Genomic DNA, 22,227 nt, shown 5'->3' with positions numbered 1-22,227 from the left:
GGTGGCAAGGATGTCATTTGCATCCGAAACAAAAAAAGAGCTGACTAATCTGGAAGTGAAGGACTGCTGCACAAAAGCAGAGCTTTCTGCCCTCATCCGTATGAACGGTTCATTATCTTTTTCTAATCGAAAATTGATTTTAGATATACAGACAGAGAACGCAGCCATTGCAAGACGTATTTATACCCTTTTGAAAAAGAAATACGATGTGACTGTCGAGCTGCTCGTTCGTAAAAAAATGAGATTAAAAAAGAATAATGTGTATATTGTCAGACTGGTAGAACGAGCGAAAACCATTTTAGAGGACCTAAAGATATTAGGGGAACAATTTGTATTTGAACGCAACATTTCAGAAGAACTTGTGAAGAAAAGATGCTGCAAGCGTTCCTATATGAGAGGTGCTTTTTTAGCAGGAGGTTCTGTGAATAATCCAGAAACCTCTTCGTATCACCTTGAGATTTTTTCACTATACAAAGAACATAATGATGCCCTTTGTGAGCTCATGAATCAATTCCATCTTAACAGTAAAACACTTGAACGCAAAAAAGGCTTTATCACATACATGAAGGAAGCGGAGAAAATTACGGAATTCTTAAGTGTTGTGGGTGCTCATAACTCATTGCTTCGTTTTGAAGACGTGCGCATCGTCCGAGATATGAGGAATTCTGTGAACCGGCTCGTCAATTGTGAAACAGCAAACTTGAATAAAACGATCGGTGCCTCACTGCGCCAGGTTGAAAATATTCAATTCATTGACGAAAAGATTGGACTAGACGCCCTGCCAGATAAGCTGCGTGAAATTGCGCAACTGCGTATTGACTACCAAGAAGTCACACTAAAGGAACTTGGCGAAATGGTGGAAAGCGGCAAGATCAGCAAATCAGGCATTAATCACCGTTTAAGAAAGCTAGATCAAATTGCAGAACAATTAAGAAACGGACAAGCTGTTACACTCAAATAGGGAAATAAAAAAGGGAGGCAGATCATATGGTGGAAAAAACGGTCACAATTCAGCTGAAAACGGGTTTGCAGGCACGTCCGGCTGCTTTGTTCGTTCAAGAAGCCAATCGTTTTGGTGCTGATATTTTTCTAGAGAAAGATGGGAAAAAGGTCAATGCGAAGAGTATTATGGGACTGATGAGTCTTGCGATCAGCTCTGGGGTCACCGTCAAACTAATAGCTGATGGAGCAGATGAACAAGAAGCCATCGATGCGTTAACGGATTTTATCAATCAAGAAAACTGAGTCTCTTTCAAGGGCTCAGTTTTTTTAGGAGGGAAAGTTGTGATTCAATCAGCCTTTTTACAGAAAATTGGATATGAAGCCGCGTCCATTACGTTTGATCAATTACCGGATTTACTAAGGAAGATGGCTTATACCTTTCCTTTTGAAAATAGATCTGTGGTGGGTAAACACGCCTATGCTTTGGATCAAGAAGGTTTGAAGCATCATCTTCTGGAAGGCAGCAGAGGTGGGCTTTGCTATGACCTCAATCCGCTCTTATATTATGTCTTAAAAGAGGCAGGTCTCGCCGTAAAGCTCGTTCAAGGGACCGTATATAACAAAGAAGCAGAGAAGTGGGCACTGGATGGGACGCATGTAGCCATCGTCCTTCAACATCACCATGAGCGCTACCTCATTGATGCAGGATTTGGTGTGAATTTACCCCTTCAGCCCGTCCCTTTTACAGGTGAATGGGTGGAAGCACCGTCCCTTCGTTTTCGCGTGAACGCAGAGGAAACAGAAAAAGGAACCCATCTACTCCAATTGGATAGGGGAGCAGGTGCTGAAACAGGTTATGCTTTCACATTAAAAGAAGTCGGTGAAGATACACTTGTGCAATTGCGGCATGAGATTTATGAAAATGAAGCCTCTCCTTTTAACAAAAGGCTGCTTGCATCCAAACTGACACCAACAGGTCGTGTGATCGTGACAGAGGATCATGTCACGATACATGAACAGGAAGAAGTATCGAAGAAACCACTCTCACAACCGTTTGAAGAGTACGTACAAAAACTGCTTCCGTAAACAGTATGAAAAAAGACAGCCCTTTTGACTTAGGGCTGTCTTTTTACAATGATTAACGAATCCGCGTAAATGTCGCATAGTGATCGGTTGTTTTATAAATGAGCCAGTCACTTGAGTATACTAGGCGGTCAGCATTACGGAAACCGGAGACGTAGTTGATGTCGGCTTCACGCCATGTACGGCCACTAGCGGATGGAAGGCGTCCCTCCCGATTAGAGAATACGTCTCCACCGATGCTTTTGCCCGGCGCGACTTCAGCTAAATTTCCTTTTGATGCCACCCATCCGAGGGCGCTCGCTTGTGATTTGGTGATGTAATTATCAGGTAGTCGTTTATTGCGGATTAAGTAATCTGCTACACCATCAAAGGTATTAATGACGGCAAGGGTACGAAGGTCTGGTGCAAGCTGTACGGAAGCAGTCTCATTTGTGGCTGTTGGTGTAAGTGGTGTTTCTGCATGGACTTGCTGCGGGATAAATCCAGAAAACAGAATGGCAGCAATCAGAGCGAACAGAGTAAAAATCGAACTTATTTTTTTCATCTTGATCCTCCTCAAAAGGAAATGGGATGCCGTCCTCTTGATGCTTGTCTACCTCATATTATAGCACCGGCATATGAAGAGAATGTAAAGAATCAGGAGATTGGAAAAAATGAGGCTTTTTGACCTACTGTCTCTAGATGACGTAAACAAAAAGACGCAGTTCCCTGCGCCTTTTTTCAATTAAGATGAGGCAAGCTCCTTCACAATATCAACAGGGGCTTTGCCATCAATTCCATGAAGTACATTATGAATGGCTCGTTTCAGCATAAGATCTCTTGTCGTTTCAGTAGCGGAACCGATATGCGGGGCAAGCGTGACATTGTCCATCTCTTTGAAAGGATGATCTTCCTGAAGCGGTTCTTGCTCATACACATCCAGACCAGCTCCTTTAATCCACCCTTCCTGCAGTGCTTGAATGAGGCTTTTCTCATCGACGGTTTTTCCTCGGGAGATGTTCACGAATAAAGCTGTCGGCTTCATTAATTTCAATTCCCGCTCTCCTATCATATGGTACGTCTCATCCGTCAGTGGTGTGATTAACACAATGATATCAGCTTGCTTCAGCAAGTCATCCAGTGCACAATATACAGCGCCATATGCTGATTCGGCTTTCTCATTCCGGCTCCGGTTGTGATAGAGGACGTTCATATCAAAACCATGAGCGGCTCGTTTGGCTACTTGCTCACCGATTCGTCCCATTCCAATGATCCCAAGCGTTTGATGATGGACGTCAATGCCGAATATATCTTCCTCTTGAACAAATTTTGTCCATTTTCCCTCGCGGATAAAACGATCAAGCTCGGCAATTCTCCTTGCAGAAGAGAGAATGAGCGAAAAGGCAAGATCAGCAACGGTATGATCGAGTGTATAAGGCGTGTGCGTACCAATCACGCCTCTTTGTCTCATGGCTTCTAGATCAAAATTGTCATAACCGACTGAATTATTGCTCACCACCTTGAGTTGGGGTGCATGATCTAATAAATCTTGATCAATTTTCGTACCAGATGTTAAAAGGCCATCAGCCTTCTGCAGCTTCTCAAATAACAGATCTCTTGGGATCGGATCCTTTGACTGCCATACCTCATATGTACAATGTTCTTTTAACATGTCTTCAAAAGCGGCAGGTAAGGGTTTGGCGACAAAAATATGTGGTTTCATCATCAACTCGCTCCTTTCACATGGTCATCTTTCTCTTTTTATTATAAAGCAACCATTTTGGCAGTACACGTTTGAATATGAGCTGCTCAATATTTAATATACTGAAATAACGGAAAAGGAGAGATTTTTATAGTGAAAGAGTAAATGCTGATGTCTTTTTATGATGTAGAAAAACGAGTGATTAGTAGATGAGTCATAGAAAAATGTTAGATGTTTCGAGAGATAATCTGACAAACTGGAAAATAGATCGAGACTTTTTGATAGAAAATTTATTATATTTGCAGTGTATTAAACGGGATGGTCATTTTCTACTAAACCATTTCATCGTCTTTTGGTGAAATGAAAGCCATCGTTTGTAAGCAAAAGCCGCCTCTCCCCTGTGCTGAAGCGGAACAAAGAGCAAAATAGAGAAAATGATTACATATTCTCTCATCGTTTTCTCATTTTTTTCTTTTTTTTCTATCATTTTTCTTCTCTATGCTTGAGAACACACAAGGGAAAAGGAGGCCAGGTAAGGCGTTACAATCACTTAAAAAAGATAGGAGATGACAGGATGGGATCAACATTAGAACAGATTCTTCAGCACAATGAAGACTTTGTGAAAGAGAGACAGTATGAGCCTTTCAAGACGGGAAAATTTCCTGAGAAGAAATTGGTTATATTAACTTGTATGGACACACGCCTGTTGGAATTATTACCCCAATCCATGGGGCTTCGTAACGGTGATGCGAAGATCATTAAAAATGCAGGAGCCATCGTCACACATCCATTTGGCAGTGTCATGCGGAGTATTTTACTAGCCATTTATGAGCTGAAAGCAGAGGAAGTATGCATTGTCGGACATCATGAATGCGGAATGGCAGGCCTTGCGGCAGACCCTTTACTTGAAAAGGCAAAAGCAAGGGGAATTGAGGAAAAGTGTTTGAGCATTGTGAAAAGCGCAGGTGTCGATTTAAAGGGCTGGCTGACAGGCTTTGATTCAGTGGAAGAGAGCGTATCTCAAAGTGTGAAATTAGTTAAAGAGCACCCGCTCATGCCAAGTGATGTAGCTGTTCATGGACTAGTGATTCATCCGGCAACAGGAAAGCTGGATGTCGTTATAAAAGATAAACAGATCGACCCGCAATATACCTAAATCATCTACACATACTTGAAGGAGGCCAACACATACCATGCGTTTTTATGGAAGATTTGAAGGTTATGATTCATCAAAATTTAGACGCGATTTAATCGCTGGGCTTGTCGTGGGCGTTGTGGCAATTCCTTTAGGCATGGCTTTTGCCATTGCATCTGGTGTCGGACCAGAATACGGATTATACACAGTCATCGTTGCCGGCATTTTGATTTCATTGTTTGGTGGTTCAAAGTATCAGATCGGCGGACCGACCGGGGCATTTGTTCCAATTTTATTCGGGATCGTCAGCCAGTACGGTATCGAAAACTTACTCATTGCTGGTTTTATGGCAGGCTGCATGCTTGTATTATTCGGAATATTCAAACTAGGAAAGCTCATGAAATTTATTCCTCGTCCGGTTATCATCGGCTTTACTGCTGGCATTGCTGTCATTATTTTTTCAGGACAGATTGCCAACTTCCTCGGATTAAAGGGTGTTGAAAAGCATGAAAGCTTTTTCCTCAATATGAGAGAAATCGTGGTCCATCTCGGTACCGCAAACAGTCTCGCCATTCTCACAGCGATTGTTGGGCTCATCGTGATTTTGGCGGCACAAAAATACATTCCCAAAATACCTGGTGCTCTATTAGGTCTACTCGTTTCAACATTTATAGCTGTTCTCTTTTTTCAAGGACAAGTTGAAACCATCGGCTCTGCATATGGCGAAATCCCTCGTCAGCTGCCAACTTTCGCTTTCCCTGAATTAACGATTGAAAAAATAATTTATCTGCTGCCGCCGGCTATTGTCATTGCGCTTTTGGGCGGCGTGGAGTCCATCTTGTCAGCTATGGTTGCTGATAATATGAAAGGCTCAAAGCATGACAGCAATAAAGAACTCGTCGGGCAAGGAATTGCCAATATGGCGGCACCGCTTTTCGGAGGGATTCCAGCGACTGGAGCGATTGCTCGTACGGCAACAAACATTAAAAATGGCGGAGCAAGCCCCATTTCAGGAGTCGTGCATGGTGTCGTCGTCTTGCTCATCTTAATGTTATTTGCACCATATGCATCGATGATTCCGCTTGCTGCCATGGCACCGATTTTGATGTTTGTGGCGTGGAATATGAGTGAGAAAAAAGAGTTTATCAATATTGTCAAAGTCAAAAATGCGGATTCCCTTGTGCTCGTCGTGACCTTCCTGCTGACGGTCATCGGTGATTTGATTATTGGCGTGACTGCAGGTCTCATTTTAGCGTTTATCGCCTTTATCAAAAAAATGAGCCAGACAACAAATATCCACACAAATGTCGCTGTTCCTCAAATCGAAACGGCGGCTGCCTTAGAAAGGGAGACCGATCAGAAAGGGATTAGTATGTATTCGATTGAAGGGCCACTCTTTTTCGGTACAACCGATTCATTGGAAAATTCGATTTTGGATCATGTTCAGACAAAGCCGAAAACACTCATTTTGCTTATGAACAAAGTGAATTATATGGACACCTCAGCAGAAGCGGTTCTGATGAACATTTCCAATCGATTAAAGCATCACAATGGAAAATTGATGATTGTAGGGCTTCAATCACAGCCAAAAGAGCTTTTGCATCGTACCGGTCTTTTCCATCACATTGGAAAGCAGCATTTCTTTGAACGAACGGATGATATTTCACCACAGCAGCTATAAAAGGCTAAAAAAAGCACGTGACATGTCGGTCACGTGCTTTTTACCTGCTCTTTTTCACTAGAAAACCGTTGTGTAAGTTTCTGTTGATGGGAAGAGAAGACCTCTTCTACTGTTACATCATAGAGATCAGCTAGAACTAGTAGATTTCCTAAGACATCCCCCATTTCTTCAATAAGGTCCTTTCTTAACGCGGCGACCTCCTGTGTTTTCTCATCAGGTCGATCGCGTCCAATTTCGACCGCCCTGACTGCACGAGCGAGTTCTCCTGTTTCTTCCATCAGGAAACCTAACCTGATAAACGGCCCGTATTCTGTCCAATTTCTCATTTTGTAGAAATCTTTGATCCATTTTTCCATTTCAGTTGTTTGCATTCTCTTTATACAGCTCCTTATATGGTGTTCACCTTCTGATTTTACACTATATATAGATGGAGCGGCTGTTTCTTTACAATGAATTATAGTAGAATGAGTGGGTGAAGAAATCATAGAGAGAGATGGAGCTGTTTTGATGAAAACGATTTGTGTGTTTGCTGGTTCGAATCCAGGTGTGAATGACATCTACAAACAAAAAGCTGTCGAGCTAGGGGCTTATATGGCAGAGCAAGGAATCCGTCTTGTATACGGTGGCTCACGAATTGGCTTAATGGGCGCTATAGCGGATGAGGTATTAAAAAACGGCGGGCAAGTGATCGGAGTCATGCCAAAAGGGCTTTTTAGAGGAGAGGTTGTGCATCAAGAGCTCACTGAACTCATTGAAGTCAAAGGAATGCATGAACGAAAAGCGAAAATGAGCGAGCTGGCCGATGGGTTTATTGCCATGCCAGGTGGTTTTGGTACATATGAAGAATTATTTGAGGTGCTATGCTGGGCGCAAATTGGCATCCATCAAAAGCCAATCGGATTGTATCAAGTGAATCAGTATTTCAAACCGCTCCTCGACATGGTGACGTTCAGTGTACAGGAAGGTTTTTCGAATGAATCACACCTTCAATTGCTGCATGCCTCTGGAGAACCAGAAGAATTGATTTCACAGATGGCTTCCTATCAAACACCGTCTCTTCAGCAGAAATGGACGGAGCTGTCTTAAAACAGATGCATAACAAAAAACCGCCTGTTCAAAGAGCAGACGGTTTGTTTTGTGATCATTTTTGTTCTTCTGAATTACGGGTCAAGACTTTGTCAATGAGTCCGTATTGAAGTGCTTCTTCCGCTGTTTTGAAGTTGTCACGATCTGTATCGCGCTCAATGACTTCAATTGGCTGACCAGTACGTTCAGCAAGTACTTGGTTCAGTTTATCGCGTAAAGAAAGGATTCGTTTTGCCGCAATTTCAATTTCTGTTGCTTGACCTTGCGCACCACCTAGTGGTTGGTGAATCATCACTTCACTATTTGGAAGGGCATAACGCTTACCTTTTTCACCAGCAGCAAGCAGGAACGCACCCATAGATGCAGCCATACCAATACAAATAGTTGATACCTTTGGTTTAATAAATTGCATCGTATCGTAAATGGCCATACCAGCTGTGATCGAACCGCCAGGGCTGTTAATGTAGATAGAGATATCTTTTTCTGGATCCTCGGCTTCTAAGAAGAGAAGCTGTGATACGATGGAGTTGGCAACATTGTCATCGATCGCAGAACCAAGCATGATAATACGGTCTTTTAAAAGACGAGAATAAATGTCGTAAGCTCTTTCCCCACGATTTGTTTGCTCAATGACTGTAGGTATTAAATTCATAATGTTCCTCCTTCACCTTTTAGGTAAGTATGTAATTCAATGATACATTTTTGGTCAATAAAGGTCAAACAAAATGCTGACCTAAAATCAAATACCCCTATCCATTTTCCCCAAAACTCTTCCACTTCAAACCATCATATGAGTATATGTATGGGAATGAAGAAAATGCATCGACAGGGATAGCGATTAATCATTGCTTTCTTGCAGCATTTCCCTTATAATTTGATATGCTGACGTTTAAAAAACATATCGTGCGCTCGTAGCTCAGTTGGATAGAGCGGTGGTTTCCGGTACCACGTCTGCCGGGGGTTCGAATCCCTCCGAGCGCGTACAAAAAACATCAAGGATACATACAGTAGCCTTGATGTTTTTTGTACATTCTAGTTAAAATTTAATCGTACTATTTTTTGTGTTCTTTTGGTTAAGGAATTGATAAATTTGAGCCAATGAAATAGAATATTTAGTAGGTGATTGTATTATGAAGAAACTTGATGATAAAGAGATTCGTTCATCTCTTATTTCTAGGCTATCTAAATATAAAAACTGTAGGGTTTTAGAAGAAATGACATTGCCGTCAGGAAAAGCTCGAGCAGATATAGTCGCTATAAATGGACATGTGGTTGCTTATGAAATAAAAAGTGATTTTGATTCAATTAAGCGTCTCTCAAATCAAATTCCCGAATACGATAAAAATTTTGAAATGATTTATATAGTTGTTGGTCTAAAATTTTCAAGAACTATTCATAAAATACTTCCAGAACACTGGGGAATTATAGTTGCTGAGAAAACAAGAATCAATACTGTGCGTTTATCTTTTTTAAGAAAAGCAAAATTGAATCCCAACCTTTCAATGCAATATTTCTTATCACTATTAACTTCAAAAGACATAAAAAGAATCGCACAATCTGACGAATATTTAGGAAAACGATTGCCAAAGAGTACAATAAGGTTACTTTTTAAACAAGAGGTTATCAAAAAGCTAGATGAGACTGTGCCTACCTCTCTAAGAAAAAAGCTTAAAAATCAAGTGAGATACTCACTTAAGAATGTTGAATTTTAAGTATGTTTCCTTTAAACACAAGTATAATAAAACCCGCACTCATTGAAGTGCGGGTTTTATTATACTCTTCTGTATTATAATTCATCTAAGCAAACTACTATATGCTTATTGATCCCAATAGAGCTCCATACAGAAGGATTACCCTTATTTTCATTATTATTAATAACTGATTGTATGAATGAATCAGCCCAACAACTATGTTGGTCAAAATTTGTTGCACTTGATATCTCTCTACAAACTTTAACAAAATCATAATTCCCTCGGCGTAGCCCATTTCTTACAAACCAATACTCTGTCTCCAAAGTATATTTTATTTGAACTATAGCTCTACCTCCAGTTGTTAATTTTGGGCTAACTGAAGCATAATCACCGAAGAACAAATCAGATGTTTTATTAGAATGATTTTTAATTTTATGAAATAATTCTTTTTCAATTCGACTTATTCTATAATTTTCTTCAGAGGAAACAGGTAGTACTTGTGGAACGGCACCACTCATAATAATAATTTTATGATTATCTAATATTTCGAGTATCGGTTTAAATTTTGAGACTATTTCAGTATTAACACTATCAATATATTCAAAATCTAACATAACTCCTTTAGGTAAACTATTATGTTGTTCTTTTAACCATTGAATGAAAAAAGAATTAACTACATTTTTATCAATTCTTACATAATTTTTTTCTCTCTTACTATTATTATTCAAAATATATTCAACGGGATACATGATGTCGAAATTATCATTTTGATCAAGTTCTAACAGTTCCTCCAATGAGTCAATGTCATCTGAATCAAGTTCTCTCACATCTAGTAAAACAAAGTTATTATAACTAGCACGTATTTCGTTTAGACTATTTTGATCAGCATCTTTAATTATAATATTAGGTACGAAATTTGTTACGTCATTACCGAATTCCACAAGCTGCTTTAAAGCCCTCCTCTCCCCTTGTTTTTGCCGAAGCGTAGCATAATACATTAATCTCACCTCAATTATTATTTAGATAGTCTTATAGAACTATCCATATACATAATATTACACTAATGTGTAATTTTTTACAAAAAGAATATTTTTAAGCATTTATATAATTTATTACCATTCTCAATTTAAGGTGGTTTCATATTTGAAAAAATGATCTGGTTGATCAGCTTACTTGAACTTTTGTTAGTGGCATTCGGGCAGAAAGAAGAAAGAGAGCAATCAGCAATTACACGTACATATACAACGGAATCGGGTGGGAGATCACCATTCCAGACAAACCGAAACGAATTGTTGTGTTAACAGCACAGCTTGGAAATTTTAAAAAGTTAGGTGTGACACCTGTTGGCATGACAGATGTTTATCCTAAATCATCCTTTTTAGATGAAACAGGTGTGAAGAGGGTGCCGATAGAAAATGTGGAGGCAATCGCCAAACTGAAACCTGATCTCATTATTGCGTATTCACAAAATGATCAAGTTGAGAAATATAAAAAGATATCAAAAACAATTACTTTCACAACAAGTGAACATAGCTTTAAAGAGATGCATATTGAAATCGGAAAGATTCTTGGAAAAGAATCGTTAGCCAAAAAACAAATACAAGAAATGGACGAGCAGCTGAAAAAAGACGGCAAAGAGGTCAAAGCAAAAATTGGTGAAGACAAGACGTTCTCCATTATGGATGTGCAGCCTAAGCAGGTGTACTTATTTGGTACAGACTTTGGTCGTGGAGGAGAGGTTATCTATCAAGGGTATGGATTCAGTTTGCCTGAAAAAGCAGAGAAAGCTCTACCAAAAGAAGGGTATCTCGGTATTTCATTAGAGGAGATGAACGAGTATACAGGTGACTATTTACTTGTACCAACAAAGGATGGAAAAGCACCTAATCTAGATATCACAGGCAGTGGTGTATGGAAGAAAAATAAAGCAGTAAAACAAGGACATGTTCTAACCTATTCAATCAAAGAATTTATCTATGCTGATCCAATCTCAATTGAAAAACAGTCTGCTGCGTTTAAACAAATGCTGCTCAAAAATTAATAGAAAAAAGACAAAGCACTTAAAAAGGAGGCTTTGTCTTTTTTTCTGCTATCCTCTTAAAAATACTAGCCCTAAGACTCATTTATCCCCTTTTCAGGCGTATTTGTTGAGCCCGATCACTGTATAAGATTAACATGGAAGGGAATTGACAATAAGGAGGGGATTCTTGTGGCGAAGGTTTTAATGATTACGTTCCCAGCTGAAGGACATGTGAACCCAATGTTAGGGATGATTAGAGCATTTGTTGATCGAGGTGATGAAGTGCATGTGGTCACAACTGAACATTATCAAAAACGGATCAAACGCTTAGGCGCTCACATACATATACATCCAGATTATATTCGGACATTAAGCGTGGAAGAAGACGATTTGGAGTCCATGCAGCCATTTTTTCATGCCATGCTACAAACGTCATTAGACATTTTAGAAGTGGTGGAAACTCTTTCTCAACAGCATTCATTTGATTTGGTCTATTTTGATATGTTTGGAGCAGGTGAGCTTGTGCGGGATTACTTACAGATTCCAAGCATCGGTTCGAATCCTTCTTTTGTGCTGCAGGAGGCGCATTTTGATACACCTCTATACAGAAAAGATGAGAAGGCGGCTCATCTGTTAGAAGAAATACATGAACGTTTTGGCGTTCAGCCAAAGCATTTGATGCAATTCATGAAAAACCGCGGCGAACTGAATATGGTGTATACAAGTGAATATTTTCAGCCGTCTGTTGATGCATTGGATGATTCGTTTGTTTTCATTGGACCGAGTTTTCTAAAACGTGCTGACCAGCACGATTTCCCATTAGAAGCGCTTGAGCGGGAGAAGGTTGTCTTTATTTCAATGGGAACGGTTCTTGGAGATACTGAAGCATTCTTTAATATGTGTATTGATGCCTTTGCCGACTTTGATGGAAAAGTGATTCTCGCAACTGGTGAAAAAATCGACATGTCTCTCCTAAAAGAAGCGCCATCTCATTTTCTCATCGAGCCTTATGTGCCGCAGCTTGAAGTCCTTGAACTGACAGATGTGTTTGTGACCCACGGCGGGATGAACAGTGTCAATGAAGGTATTCATTATCATGTTCCAATGGTTGTCATCCCGGTTGACAAAGATCAGCCGATGGTGGCAAAAAGACTGACGGATCTCTCTGCTGCTCGTGCACTCGATAAAGACCAGCTGACAGCAAGGCAGTTGAGAGATACTGTAGAGAGTGTACTCGGAAGTGACACATACCGTGCTGGGATTGAAAAGATTGAAGAAAGTTTCCAAACAGCAGGTGGAACAGAAAAAGCATTACGTGTCATCGATCAGTTTATGCAAGCGAAACAGATGCAATAGGTAAGGTGTTTACCCAAGTTGGCCAGCGTGTCTCAATAGGAAACCCACTTGACAAAAAATAACCAATCTTTTATCGTATACGTAACAAACGACGGAAGGGTGACCCAATGCAATGAAGTACTAATCCTATGACCTGTAAGCAAAATGAAAGAACGAAGGCAGTGAGCAAACGATATGTGTTGCTATGTTTGCTGCGTTTTCATTTTTTAGCTTCGGAATAGGATGGTACAGCTTGGGAATCAAAGATTGAAGTGATGGATACGGGGGATATGTGTGCTCATTTGATGAACCGCATGTCATTCTGTATCGATACGCTTATTTTTGTACACCATTTTGCCTCCTATTCTGAGAATGGGAGGCTTTTTCATGTCTCCTGATACGAAAGGAGAGGGTTGGATGTTACTGAGAGCCCACCAATTAAAAGTATTTCGAAAGGATCGTTTGTTATTTGATATAGAGGAGCTTGCCATTCATCAAGGGGACCGAATCGGCCTTGTAGGGACAAATGGCAGTGGGAAAACGACATTGCTCCATGTACTAGCGGGGAGGGAAAAACCAGACAGCGGCACATTTGCACATACTACAACTTGTACGCTGCTTCCTCAACTAAAGACAGGAGATGGCAGACAAAGTGGTGGAGAGATGACACAAGCTTATATTGAAAGAGCTTTAAGCCGGCCTTCTGCCCTTTTATTAGCCGATGAACCCACGACTCATTTAGATACGGAGCATATTGAGTGGCTAGAAGAAAAGCTTCGTCATCATCAAGGTGCTCTAATTGTCGTCTCGCATGACCGTGCTTTTTTAGATGCGTTATGTACAGACATTTGGGAATTGGAAGATGGGAAGCTCAAACTATACAAAGGCAACTACAGCGATTTTGCCCGGCAAAAAGAACTCGAACATCGCCAGCACGTGGAGGCGTACGAGGTGTATACCCAAAAGAAAAAACAGTTAGAACATGCACTGCAAAAGAAAATGAAAAAAGCCGACAAAGCGACAAAGCCATCTCCAAAGCTGAAATCCTCGGGGCCTAAAATTGCAAAGCCTTATTATGCAAACAAGCAAAAAAAGCTTCAAAAAACAGCCAAATCTATTGAAACAAGAATGGAGAAATTAGAAAAGGTGGAGAAGGTAAAGGAAGTCCAGCCTCTTCAAATGACGCAGCACACCATGAAGGAAGTGGCAAGCCGCTCCATTTTTCGTGTCGAACATGTAGATGGCATGGCAGGAGATAAAGTCCTTTGGAAAAAGGCGAATGTTGAAGTGAGAGGCGGAGACAAAGTCGCGATCATTGGGAAGAATGGGAGCGGTAAAACGACATTTCTCCGAATGCTTGTAAACGGACATCCCGGGATTTTTCGTTCAGAAGCCGTGAAGATTGGCTATTTCAGCCAAGATCTTTCAGGACTGAATCTAGATGAATCGATCTTACAAAATGCACTGGAACAGGCGATTCAAGATGAGACGATCGTTCGCACCGTTTTAGCGAGACTTGGGTTTCGGGGAGACGATGTGTATAAGCTGACGAACGTATTAAGCGGCGGGGAACGAGTGAAGACGATGCTTGCAAAGTTGCTCGTCAGTGATGCCAATGTTCTGATGCTTGATGAACCGACGAACTTTTTAGACCTTGCGGCAGTAGAAGCGCTTGAAGGACTTTTAAAAGATTACCCGGGCACAGTTGTGTTTGTCTCCCACGACAGGCGGCTCATTGAGCAGGTGGCTACTCGTATTCTTCATGTGCACGAGGGTACCATTGAACGCTTTGATGGCACCTATGAAGAATATAAACAAAAGGAAGAAAAGCCAACTGCTACAAAGAAAGAAGAAGAGCTCTTGCTGATTGATATGCAGCTGTCTGAAGTGCTCAGTCGTTTAAGCATCGAGCCTTCTCGTGAGCTTGAAGAGACGTTTCAAGCATTGTTAAAAAGAAAGAAGTTGTTAGAGTCATAAAAAAAAGCCCCTGTGTTTACTGCACAGGGGTCTGTTCGTTTCGTTCTTTTTTCAATTGTTCAAGTTCGCTGACTGTGACAAGCTGGTAGCCTTGTTTGGTGAGTTCATGTATGATCTTCACTGCTGCTCGAGCAGAGCTGTCATAAATATCGTGCATGAGTACGGTTTTGCCATCTGCTGCATGTGAGAGAACATGGCTTGTGATCTGTTGGCTGTTGCGAATTTTCCAGTCTTCAGGATCGACATCCCACAATGAAACGTTCATGCCCACCGCTTGATTGATGTCGGGATTTGTTCCTCCATATGGCGGTCTAAAGTGCGTAGGAGTATAACCGCTGGCCTTTTCAATCAGCTTCTGCGTGTCTTTTACTTGTTTGACCGCTTCTTTTAGAGGGAGTCTCGTTAATAAAGGATGGTTATATGAATGGTTTCCGATCTCATTTCCGCCCTTTAAAATGTCGGCAAGCATTCCAGGATAATACTGAACCCTGCTTCCTAATACGAAAAAGGTGGCGTGTCCTTTATTTTCCTTCAGCGCTGCTAAAATGGTAGAAGTTGTGGCTGGGTTTGGACCATCATCAAATGTGAGTGCGATGGCTTTTTTATTCGGATCAAGCTTTGGCTTTTGCGGCAGCTTGACGGCTTTTCTTTTTGGATTCGGTTCTTTGATTTCATTCTGATTTTTGGTCTTATTCATATATTCCGGCTTCAAGATATCTTTTAGCAGCGTCTTTTTGATCGCCAGCGTTTGTGGACCTAAGTCCTTCGCGGCTACTTGAGAAGCTGGGAAATAGAACTCTATATATTTCTCTTTTAAGGCGAATTGACTGAAGTTTTGATCAGTAGGGGCTGTTCCTTTTTGAAGGAGTGATAGATCCTTAGACAAGGTTTTATCTTTTTTAAGCTCCGTGTATGTAATATAGGATAATTTTTTCAAATAGTCCTTTTTTGGTTGAAATAAATCTTTTGTGTCAAGAAAGTCTTTTTTCTGAAAATCGAAATTGATTGTGACGTGATGAGTGGTCCCATTTTGCTGACCTGTATATGTGTAGGTCGTAAAATAAATGGCAGCAGATTGTTTTGCATAGTGCACCATGTCATAGTCAATATTCAGTTCAAACCGTTTGTTTTCATCAATGTCCTTTGCTTCACTAAATGTCTTTTTGAAATGCTCTAATGCTGAATTCGCATAGCTTTGAATCTTGTCATCTAGCTTTTTTTGATGAAAAAGTGGATAGTTCACCGCATATCTCATAAACTTCCCGTCATTTACAAGAGTGACAATTTCAACATTTTTATAATTCGTATCCTGCTTCACATTTTTCTTCTCTGTACCGCTTGCTTGCTGATTTTGAAAGAATGCAACTGCTCCAATGACGATGGCAAGCGCAAATAGGATGATACTCCATTTTCCCTTTACTGACACAACTTTCAATTCTCCTCTCATGACGGGTCATTCTTTATTCCTTTGACATCTGTTTGTAATATTTCTATAACATTTGACTTACTTTTGTAATTTTAGGGGATTTTCATGCGGAATGTCAACTATTTTCCTATTAAAATACTGTAAAAATTGATAGGTCTTTCAGAACGAGAAAAAGCAGAAGAAAAGAATTCTCTTATTTGCCGTCTACCAATACCTTCAATAATTAAAAAAATGAGCCTTACATTGATTTTTCAGAGGCTGACGGCTATAATTTTGATGATTATGATTCTCATTTTCAAACTGACTTTTAATGAAGAAAAGGATGACACCGATTTTGCCTGATAAGCGAACATCTCAACAAAAACGATCATCACCTATTTTGTTCTTTTTATTGTTTTTTCTAGCTGTCATTGGTTTATTGGCGGCTATGTTTTTGGCTGTTTCCTACGGTGCAAAGTCATTGTCTTTGCAAACGGTCTGGACAGCTGTGTTTGACTATCAGTCTCATGTAACAGAGCAGCAGATCATTCATGAATTAAGGCTTCCACGTGTGCTAGGAGCGGCGCTTGTTGGAGCGGCGTTTGCTGTGGCAGGTGCGCTCATGCAAGGCATTACAAGAAATCCGCTGGCAGATGCGGGGATATTAGGCATTAACGGCGGTGCGATGTTTGTAGTCGCTCTCTGTTTTGCTTTTTTTCCAGGAATGCCTTATTCGGCATTGATGTTATTTTCTTTTTTTGGTGCCGTTCTCAGTACACTGCTGATCTTTGCCATTGGGGCGGCTGGCGGCGTGCTGACCCCACTTCGGCTCACTGTAGCTGGAGCTGTTGTTGCCGCATTGCTGCATGCGCTAAGCTCAGGTATCGCCATTTACTTTGATCTCAGTCAGGATCTGGCTTTTTGGTATGCAGGGGGTGTGGCAGGTGTCAAATGGCCGCAGCTGATGATCCTTGCTCCAGTCATTCTCATTGTCATCGTTTGGGCGATGTTATTAGGACGATCCCTCTCGTTATTATCACTTGGTGAAGATGTAGCTGCGAATTTAGGGGTGAAAACCCGGCAAGTGCGAATACTAGGTATGGCAGCTGCGGTTCTGCTGGCAGGCGTTTCTGTATCGGCGGTTGGGTCTATTGGGTTTGTCGGGCTTGTCATTCCGCATATTGCACGAAAGCTGGTTGGGGTCAATTATCGTTTCGTCATTCCGATGTCAGCGATTTTAGGCGCAATGCTTCTCGTCTTCGCTGATCTTGCCAGCCGGACAGTAAATCCGCCAAGAGAGCTTGCCATTGGCGTCATGGTGGCACTTGTTGGTGTTCCTTTCTTCTTATATATTGCCAGAAAAGAAGGGAGGAACCTGTCATGAAAGAGAAACGGCGTGCTCTTGTCGTGACAGCCGTTTTGCTTTGTCTGAGTGCGGCTGTCGTGCTGTATAGTTTAAATACCGGCACGCTGAAACTCAGTCCTCTCGTTGTCGTCAAAACGTTATTTGGCTTTGGAGATTTCCAAAGTGAGACGGTGCTGTTTGATTATCGTCTGCCTCGAATCGTCGTGACGATACTAGCTGGAATAGGTCTAGGCATCGCAGGTGGCATTTTGCAGAGTTTATCCCGCAATCCACTGGCCGATCCTGGGATTATCGGTCTGAATGCAGGAGCCGCATTCGGCTTAATCATCTTTGTGACGTATTTTCACGTACTAGAAGGAAATCCATCTTTACTCATTCCGCTCTTTACATTTGGTGGAGGCCTACTTGCGGCGGCAGTCATCGTTCTTCTTGCGTACGACAGGCATGAAGGGCTTGTGCCTATCCGGCTGATCCTTGTTGGAATTGCCGTAGCTGCGGGGTTTAGTGCATTGACGTTATATTTGTCATTGAAACTGGATGAAGATACATACACCTTCGCTTCAAGGTGGCTTGTGGGAAATGTATGGGGAAGAGACTGGATTCATGTACTTGCGCTCCTACCTTGGATCGTATGTCTTGTCCCGCTTACGCTCATGCAGTCCAGCACACTCAATGCGTTAACATTAGGTGATGCCGTCGCCTCAAGTGTCGGAGTACGTGTAGAGCGCAAACGACTTTTTCTTCTCACCTTAGCTGTTGGTCTAGCAAGTGCAAGTGTATCGATGACAGGCGGAATTGGTTTTATTGGCCTTGTTGCACCTCATTTGGCGAGGCGTCTTGTCGGCTCACTGCACCAATATTTTTTACCAGTTAGCGCTTTGCTTGGATTGTTGATTTTGGTCAGTGCTGATACACTGGGACGTTCCATATTTGCCCCAAATGCCATCCCAGCGGGTGTGGTTGTGGCTTTTATCGGAGCACCTTATTTTCTCTATTTACTAACAAAAACAAAATAAGAAAGAGGAACTCATCATGAAAAAAGTACTTGTGTTTGGTTTAACGCTCTGTTTCTTGATTCTGGCCGCTTGTGGTCAACAGGAAACAAAGAAGACAACAAATCAAGATGAAAACGGAACACCTAAGATTGCGTCCTTGTCGATTCATTTAACAAATGACTTATTAGCACTCGGGATAAAACCTGCTGGCTCTGTTGTAGGGGGAGACTTAAAAGATTTCCTTCCACATGCGAAAAAGCAGCTTAGCCAAACGAAAAAGCTGGGCATCGCAGCAGATCCTGATATGGAGTCATTGCTTGCTTTAAAACCAGATGTCATTTACGTCGATGAAGAACTGGCTGGACAAGACTTATCAAAATACAAGAAAATCGCCAAAACCGAAGTGTTTAATTTAAATGATGGCACATGGCGTGATCATTTGAAAAAAATCGGCAAGCTCGTCAATAAAGAAAAAGAAGCCGATCAATATATTAAGGACTACAATCAAGAAGCAAAAGAAGTCAAATCACTCATCCAGAAAAAGATTGGAAATGGAAAAGTGATGGCGATTCGTGTAACAGCAAAAGAGCTTCGAGTATTTAGTATGAAACGTCCGATGGGGCCAATTTTATACGATGATTTAGGACTGACACCTGTAGATGGTGTGAAAAAACTGGACAGCAAACGTCCATTTGAAGTCATTTCTCAAGAAGTGCTTCCTGACTTTGATGCAGATGCTATTTTTGTCGTCGTGAACCGTGATGATAAGGCGCAGCAGGCATTCAAACAGTTAGAGCAGACGCCAATTTGGAAAGGCCTAAAAGCCGTGAAGAAAAACCAAGTGTATCCGATTGCCGATCAGCCATGGTTAGATTATTCAGCTCTAGGCAACAAAATGGCAATGGATGAAGCAAAAAAGATGTTCTCTAAATAAACAGCACATAAATCAAGGCATCATTCCGCATCTAGGAATGATGTCTCTTTTTTTGATTCGTTCTTCTATTCATTCGCTTTTTGCATACATATGAGAGGGAACGAGCAGTATCGCCCGTATGAAAGGATAAGGGGAGGGGTTACAGTTGAAGGTTCAAAAAATTAGTGCAGGCACTATTGCGAGGCTTGTGCTGCTTTTATTGGCACTTGTGAACAGCGCTCTCACTGCTGCAGGAAAAAGCCCAATTCCAATTGATGAAGAAGGTGTGCAGCAATTCATTACGTTAGCCTTTCTTGGCATCACATCACTATGGGCCTATTGGAAGAACAATGATATTACGAAAAAAGCACGAACCAAAAAAGAAGAATAACAGAAAACAGAGCCTTCTAATGCAAAAAGGCTCTCAGCATGTAGACAAACCCTCGCATTCGGTGTCAGTCCTGCGCGCTGGTGCTCGTCCTTACTAGACTGCAAAGGTTTTCTATCACGCTGAAAAGAAGACAAAGGGCTAAAATAAGTTCATTTTAGCCCTTTGTCCATAAACTGAAAAGAGCCTTTTCATATAAAAAGGCTCTATTTCATCGAAGCGACAAGCGCCTCTCCCCGCAAATTGGTTTGATCTCAGTGGCTTACGCCCGGTGTTCTCCCATATTGGTAAGAAACGCTTTCACTTCCTCGATGGTTAAGCCAATGGCCTTTGCTTCACTCATGAGACGCTTCCATTCTGACATATTTGAGTCGGTCAGCTTTCTATGATGGACATGTAACGTCTTTCCTTCCTGCTCCTTTCTGTAGGTTTGGAGCAGCTGATACAGTTCTTCTTTAGGCATGCCGGATTGGACGGCATGAACGATATGATCCCGCCACTCCTGTTCACCGCCCTCAGCGTAATGAAACATCATCGTTTCTGCATCAAACAGCTCTTGTAAATCAATGTCTAGTGATGAGGATACCTTTTTTAAAAACTGGACAGATGGATTACGATGGACACCACGCTCAATTTTACTCAAATATGATTTAGAGACATGGGCATCTTCAGCCAGCTGCTGGATTGAGTATCCTTTCCTCTTTCGGTAAATGCGTATCACCTTTCCTATCATTCGATATATGATCTCCCTTCTCCCCGGCGAATCGTTCTGCGACCTTTTCGTTCATTATAAGAAATAAATTGTTCTTTATAAAATTCAAAAACGTAAGAAACAGGAAGTAAACAAAAGAAAACGAACGATTTCGTTCTTTAAAAAGAACTATAAGACCTATTATGACATTTTTCTTTGCGGGTATTATCTTTTATAATCCAATCATTAACAAAAAGAAACCATATATAACCTTTTTATGATGAAATCGGGAGGTATCTATGAATGAGAATATAGGTTTTAAGCAGCTGTTTTCTGTCATAAAAGAGAAAATGGCCCTTCTGATCCTGATTGTCCTGATCGTAACGGGCATTTCAGCCTACTATCAGTTCTATGTCTCGACTCCTGTATATCAGGCAACCACTCAAATTCTTGTTCATAAACGAAGCAGTGATGCACAAGCGAATTTAAACGATATTCAGATGAACCTTCAATATACACGTACCTTTCAAGTCCTATTAAAAAGTCCAATCGTTATTGAAAAAGTAAAAGAAACACTCAATCTTACAGAATCGGCGGAAGGATTAAAACACAAAATTGCCACAAGTACAGAAAATGAGTCAGAGGTCATAAATATTTCTGTACAAGATGAGGACCGCGCGAAGGCAGTAGCCATTGCGAATACAGCCACAGAGGTGCTGCAAGAAGAAATCAAAAAAACCATGAATATGGATCGCATTAATGTTTTGTCTGAAGCCAAGCTGTCCAACACGATACTGATGAACTCACGTAAATTCGTTCACATCGTTCTGGCACTAGGCGCCTCTGTATTAGGGGGAATGACACTCATTTTCTTAATGAATTTACTCGATGATACGGTGAAACGAACACATCAAATAAGAGAAGAGATCGGATTGCCGTCGCTCGGCAGTGTCTATCAGATGCAGGCAGACAGGAGGGCAAAAAAAGACAAGCAGTCCGTCATAACGGGAGGACAGAACATTGATTTTTAAGAGGAAAAAACGAGAAAAAAGAGATTTATCCTGTATTTCTGTATTAAATCCTCACTCTGTCATTGCGGAACAATTCCGAACGATCCGAACGAACATCGAATTCACATCGATTCAAACGAGGTTGAAGTCGATATTGGTCACATCCTCCTTGCCGAAGGAAGGAAAATCATTTACGGCTGCAAACTTGGCAGCTGTTTTTGCACAGCAGAAAAAACGGGTTTTGCTCATGGATGCTGATTTACGTAAACCTGCCATTCATGAATATTTTGATCTAAGCCCGCACACCGGATTGACCAATGTGCTATTAAATAATTGCAGTTTGGAAGAAGCCATTTTGCCTACACCGATTGAGCATTTAGAGCTGCTTCCGAGTGGGACCATTCCGCCGAATCCCGCTGAGCTGCTTTCCTCCTCTGTGATGAAGCAGCTATTTTACGAGATTGAACAGCAGTATGACATGGTGATTGTTGATTCCACACCGCTTCTGCCTGTAGCCGATGCCAAAATATTAGCAAACCGGACGGATGGAAGCATTCTTGTGGTTTTAAGCGGTAAAACGAAGATTGCCGCTGTGAAGAAATCAAAAGAAGTATTAGAGGGTACGACAGGGAAACTGCTTGGGGCGATGCTAAATGGCAAGAAAGTGAAAAAGGGAAGGCACTATATGTATTAAAGAGATTGATAGGTGATGTCTCCTAATCTTTAACAACGGAGGCACTCGATCCTGCTGTGGGCATGACATATGCCTTAGATGCTCGTCATCGGTAGTGGGATGTGAGGACGGGTTTGATGCCCATTTTACGTAAG

Annotated in this window: 23 protein-coding genes and 1 tRNA gene; 17 read left to right on the top strand and 7 right to left on the bottom strand. The window is 41.3% G+C overall.

Translation table 11 applies throughout. The annotated features are described in order from the left end of the window. Positions 1-10 precede the first annotated feature (10 nt). The 3 genes from whiA to M2369_RS05235 are packed head-to-tail and all read left to right on the top strand — an operon-like array spanning position 11 to position 2,028. Positions 11-961 carry a DNA-binding protein WhiA gene (gene whiA / locus M2369_RS05245; protein WP_008348125.1) on the top strand — a complete coding sequence of 317 codons (951 nt, stop codon included), beginning with the start codon at positions 11-13 and terminating at the stop codon, positions 959-961. Positions 962-987: 26 nt separating this feature from the next. Continuing rightward, positions 988-1,245, top strand: a complete 258-nt coding sequence (locus M2369_RS05240; protein WP_008348124.1) for an HPr family phosphocarrier protein — start codon at positions 988-990, stop codon at positions 1,243-1,245. A 39-nt stretch (positions 1,246-1,284) separates the two neighbouring features. Then, a complete protein-coding gene (locus M2369_RS05235) occupies positions 1,285-2,028 on the top strand; it encodes an arylamine N-acetyltransferase family protein (RefSeq protein ID WP_047945649.1) in 744 nt (247 codons plus the stop codon). 52 nt (positions 2,029-2,080) lie between these two features. Here the strand turns inward: M2369_RS05235 and M2369_RS05230 are convergent, their stop codons facing one another. Together M2369_RS05230 and M2369_RS05225 are read right to left on the bottom strand one after the other, a co-directional pair. Then, on the bottom strand, positions 2,081-2,569 hold the full coding sequence (locus tag M2369_RS05230) for a ribonuclease (protein ID WP_144679154.1): 489 nt from the start codon (positions 2,567-2,569) through the stop codon (positions 2,081-2,083). A gap of 180 nt (positions 2,570-2,749) precedes the next feature. Beyond that, on the bottom strand, positions 2,750-3,727 hold the full coding sequence (locus M2369_RS05225) for a 2-hydroxyacid dehydrogenase (RefSeq protein ID WP_041508114.1): 978 nt from the start codon (positions 3,725-3,727) through the stop codon (positions 2,750-2,752). Positions 3,728-4,280: 553 nt separating this feature from the next. Between M2369_RS05225 and M2369_RS05220 the strand changes: the two genes are divergently transcribed. Next, positions 4,281-4,862, top strand: a complete 582-nt coding sequence (locus tag M2369_RS05220; protein ID WP_096881889.1) for a beta-class carbonic anhydrase — start codon at positions 4,281-4,283, stop codon at positions 4,860-4,862. Positions 4,863-4,899: 37 nt separating this feature from the next. Then, a complete protein-coding gene (locus tag M2369_RS05215) occupies positions 4,900-6,522 on the top strand; it encodes a SulP family inorganic anion transporter (protein ID WP_041507806.1) in 1,623 nt (540 codons plus the stop codon). A gap of 29 nt (positions 6,523-6,551) precedes the next feature. On the opposite strand, the gene M2369_RS05210 is transcribed toward M2369_RS05215, so the two are convergent. Continuing rightward, positions 6,552-6,893: a MazG nucleotide pyrophosphohydrolase domain-containing protein gene (locus tag M2369_RS05210; RefSeq protein WP_039169100.1), complete on the bottom strand. Its 342-nt coding sequence runs from the start codon at positions 6,891-6,893 to the stop codon at positions 6,552-6,554. A gap of 136 nt (positions 6,894-7,029) precedes the next feature. Between M2369_RS05210 and M2369_RS05205 the strand changes: the two genes are divergently transcribed. Then, positions 7,030-7,608: an LOG family protein gene (locus tag M2369_RS05205; RefSeq protein ID WP_024719873.1), complete on the top strand. Its 579-nt coding sequence runs from the start codon at positions 7,030-7,032 to the stop codon at positions 7,606-7,608. A 55-nt stretch (positions 7,609-7,663) separates the two neighbouring features. Here M2369_RS05205 and clpP read toward each other — a convergent pair whose 3' ends face one another. After that, positions 7,664-8,260 carry an ATP-dependent Clp endopeptidase proteolytic subunit ClpP gene (gene clpP / locus M2369_RS05200; protein ID WP_024719872.1) on the bottom strand — a complete coding sequence of 199 codons (597 nt, stop codon included), beginning with the start codon at positions 8,258-8,260 and terminating at the stop codon, positions 7,664-7,666. Positions 8,261-8,513: 253 nt separating this feature from the next. Here clpP and M2369_RS05195 point away from each other — a divergent pair. Beyond that, positions 8,514-8,589 (top strand) — tRNA-Arg (locus tag M2369_RS05195). A 149-nt stretch (positions 8,590-8,738) separates the two neighbouring features. After that, positions 8,739-9,320, top strand: a complete 582-nt coding sequence (locus tag M2369_RS05190) for an MmcB family DNA repair protein (protein WP_125589577.1) — start codon at positions 8,739-8,741, stop codon at positions 9,318-9,320. Positions 9,321-9,394: 74 nt separating this feature from the next. On the opposite strand, the gene M2369_RS05185 is transcribed toward M2369_RS05190, so the two are convergent. Then, on the bottom strand, positions 9,395-10,297 hold the full coding sequence (locus M2369_RS05185; RefSeq protein WP_259253526.1) for a beta family protein: 903 nt from the start codon (positions 10,295-10,297) through the stop codon (positions 9,395-9,397). A 350-nt stretch (positions 10,298-10,647) separates the two neighbouring features. Here M2369_RS05185 and M2369_RS05180 point away from each other — a divergent pair, with 350 nt between their 5' ends. The 3 genes from M2369_RS05180 (at position 10,648) to abc-f (ending at position 14,631) form a co-directional block, all read left to right on the top strand. Continuing rightward, positions 10,648-11,340, top strand: coding sequence for an ABC transporter substrate-binding protein (locus M2369_RS05180; RefSeq protein WP_259253525.1), 693 nt, complete (start codon positions 10,648-10,650; stop codon positions 11,338-11,340). Positions 11,341-11,508: 168 nt separating this feature from the next. After that, positions 11,509-12,675: a macrolide family glycosyltransferase gene (locus M2369_RS05175; protein ID WP_041507804.1), complete on the top strand. Its 1,167-nt coding sequence runs from the start codon at positions 11,509-11,511 to the stop codon at positions 12,673-12,675. A gap of 396 nt (positions 12,676-13,071) precedes the next feature. Then, positions 13,072-14,631, top strand: coding sequence for a ribosomal protection-like ABC-F family protein (gene abc-f, locus M2369_RS05170; RefSeq protein ID WP_256688731.1), 1,560 nt, complete (start codon positions 13,072-13,074; stop codon positions 14,629-14,631). A gap of 16 nt (positions 14,632-14,647) precedes the next feature. Here abc-f and M2369_RS05165 read toward each other — a convergent pair whose 3' ends face one another. Continuing rightward, positions 14,648-16,057, bottom strand: coding sequence for a polysaccharide deacetylase family protein (locus tag M2369_RS05165; RefSeq protein WP_024719862.1), 1,410 nt, complete (start codon positions 16,055-16,057; stop codon positions 14,648-14,650). 310 nt (positions 16,058-16,367) lie between these two features. On the opposite strand from M2369_RS05165, the gene M2369_RS05160 reads away from it, so the two are divergent. From M2369_RS05160 to M2369_RS05145, 4 genes are all read left to right on the top strand, one after another. Then, complete coding sequence (locus tag M2369_RS05160; RefSeq protein ID WP_038475387.1) at positions 16,368-17,420, top strand: FecCD family ABC transporter permease; 1,053 nt, start codon at positions 16,368-16,370, stop codon at positions 17,418-17,420. Continuing rightward, positions 17,417-18,418, top strand: a complete 1,002-nt coding sequence (locus M2369_RS05155; protein WP_025208010.1) for a FecCD family ABC transporter permease — start codon at positions 17,417-17,419, stop codon at positions 18,416-18,418. The genes M2369_RS05160 and M2369_RS05155 overlap by 4 nt, the downstream gene beginning before the upstream one ends. Positions 18,419-18,434: 16 nt before the next feature. After that, a complete protein-coding gene (locus tag M2369_RS05150; protein WP_007500130.1) occupies positions 18,435-19,331 on the top strand; it encodes an iron-hydroxamate ABC transporter substrate-binding protein in 897 nt (298 codons plus the stop codon). A gap of 145 nt (positions 19,332-19,476) precedes the next feature. Continuing rightward, on the top strand, positions 19,477-19,701 hold the full coding sequence (locus M2369_RS05145; protein ID WP_008347764.1) for a phage holin: 225 nt from the start codon (positions 19,477-19,479) through the stop codon (positions 19,699-19,701). A gap of 259 nt (positions 19,702-19,960) precedes the next feature. Here the strand turns inward: M2369_RS05145 and slrR are convergent, their stop codons facing one another. Next, complete coding sequence (gene slrR, locus M2369_RS05140) at positions 19,961-20,431, bottom strand: HTH-type transcriptional regulator SlrR (protein ID WP_007500131.1); 471 nt, start codon at positions 20,429-20,431, stop codon at positions 19,961-19,963. A gap of 257 nt (positions 20,432-20,688) precedes the next feature. On the opposite strand from slrR, the gene M2369_RS05135 reads away from it, so the two are divergent. Together M2369_RS05135 and M2369_RS05130 are read left to right on the top strand one after the other, a co-directional pair. Then, the gene (locus tag M2369_RS05135; RefSeq protein WP_024719858.1) at positions 20,689-21,420 is read left to right on the top strand and encodes a YveK family protein; all 732 of its coding nucleotides are present in this window, start codon (positions 20,689-20,691) and stop codon (positions 21,418-21,420) included. Continuing rightward, the gene (locus M2369_RS05130; RefSeq protein ID WP_008347761.1) at positions 21,410-22,093 is read left to right on the top strand and encodes a CpsD/CapB family tyrosine-protein kinase; all 684 of its coding nucleotides are present in this window, start codon (positions 21,410-21,412) and stop codon (positions 22,091-22,093) included. The genes M2369_RS05135 and M2369_RS05130 overlap by 11 nt, the downstream gene beginning before the upstream one ends. Positions 22,094-22,227: the final 134 nt, after the last annotated feature.

It is taken from the genome of Bacillus sp. JUb11 (assembly GCF_024807925.1).
In the GTDB taxonomy this organism is placed as follows: Bacteria; Bacillota; Bacilli; order Bacillales; family Bacillaceae; genus Bacillus; species Bacillus altitudinis.
The sequence above is the reverse complement of the archived record's forward strand: the minus strand, read 5'-3'. Positions and strand labels throughout refer to the sequence as shown.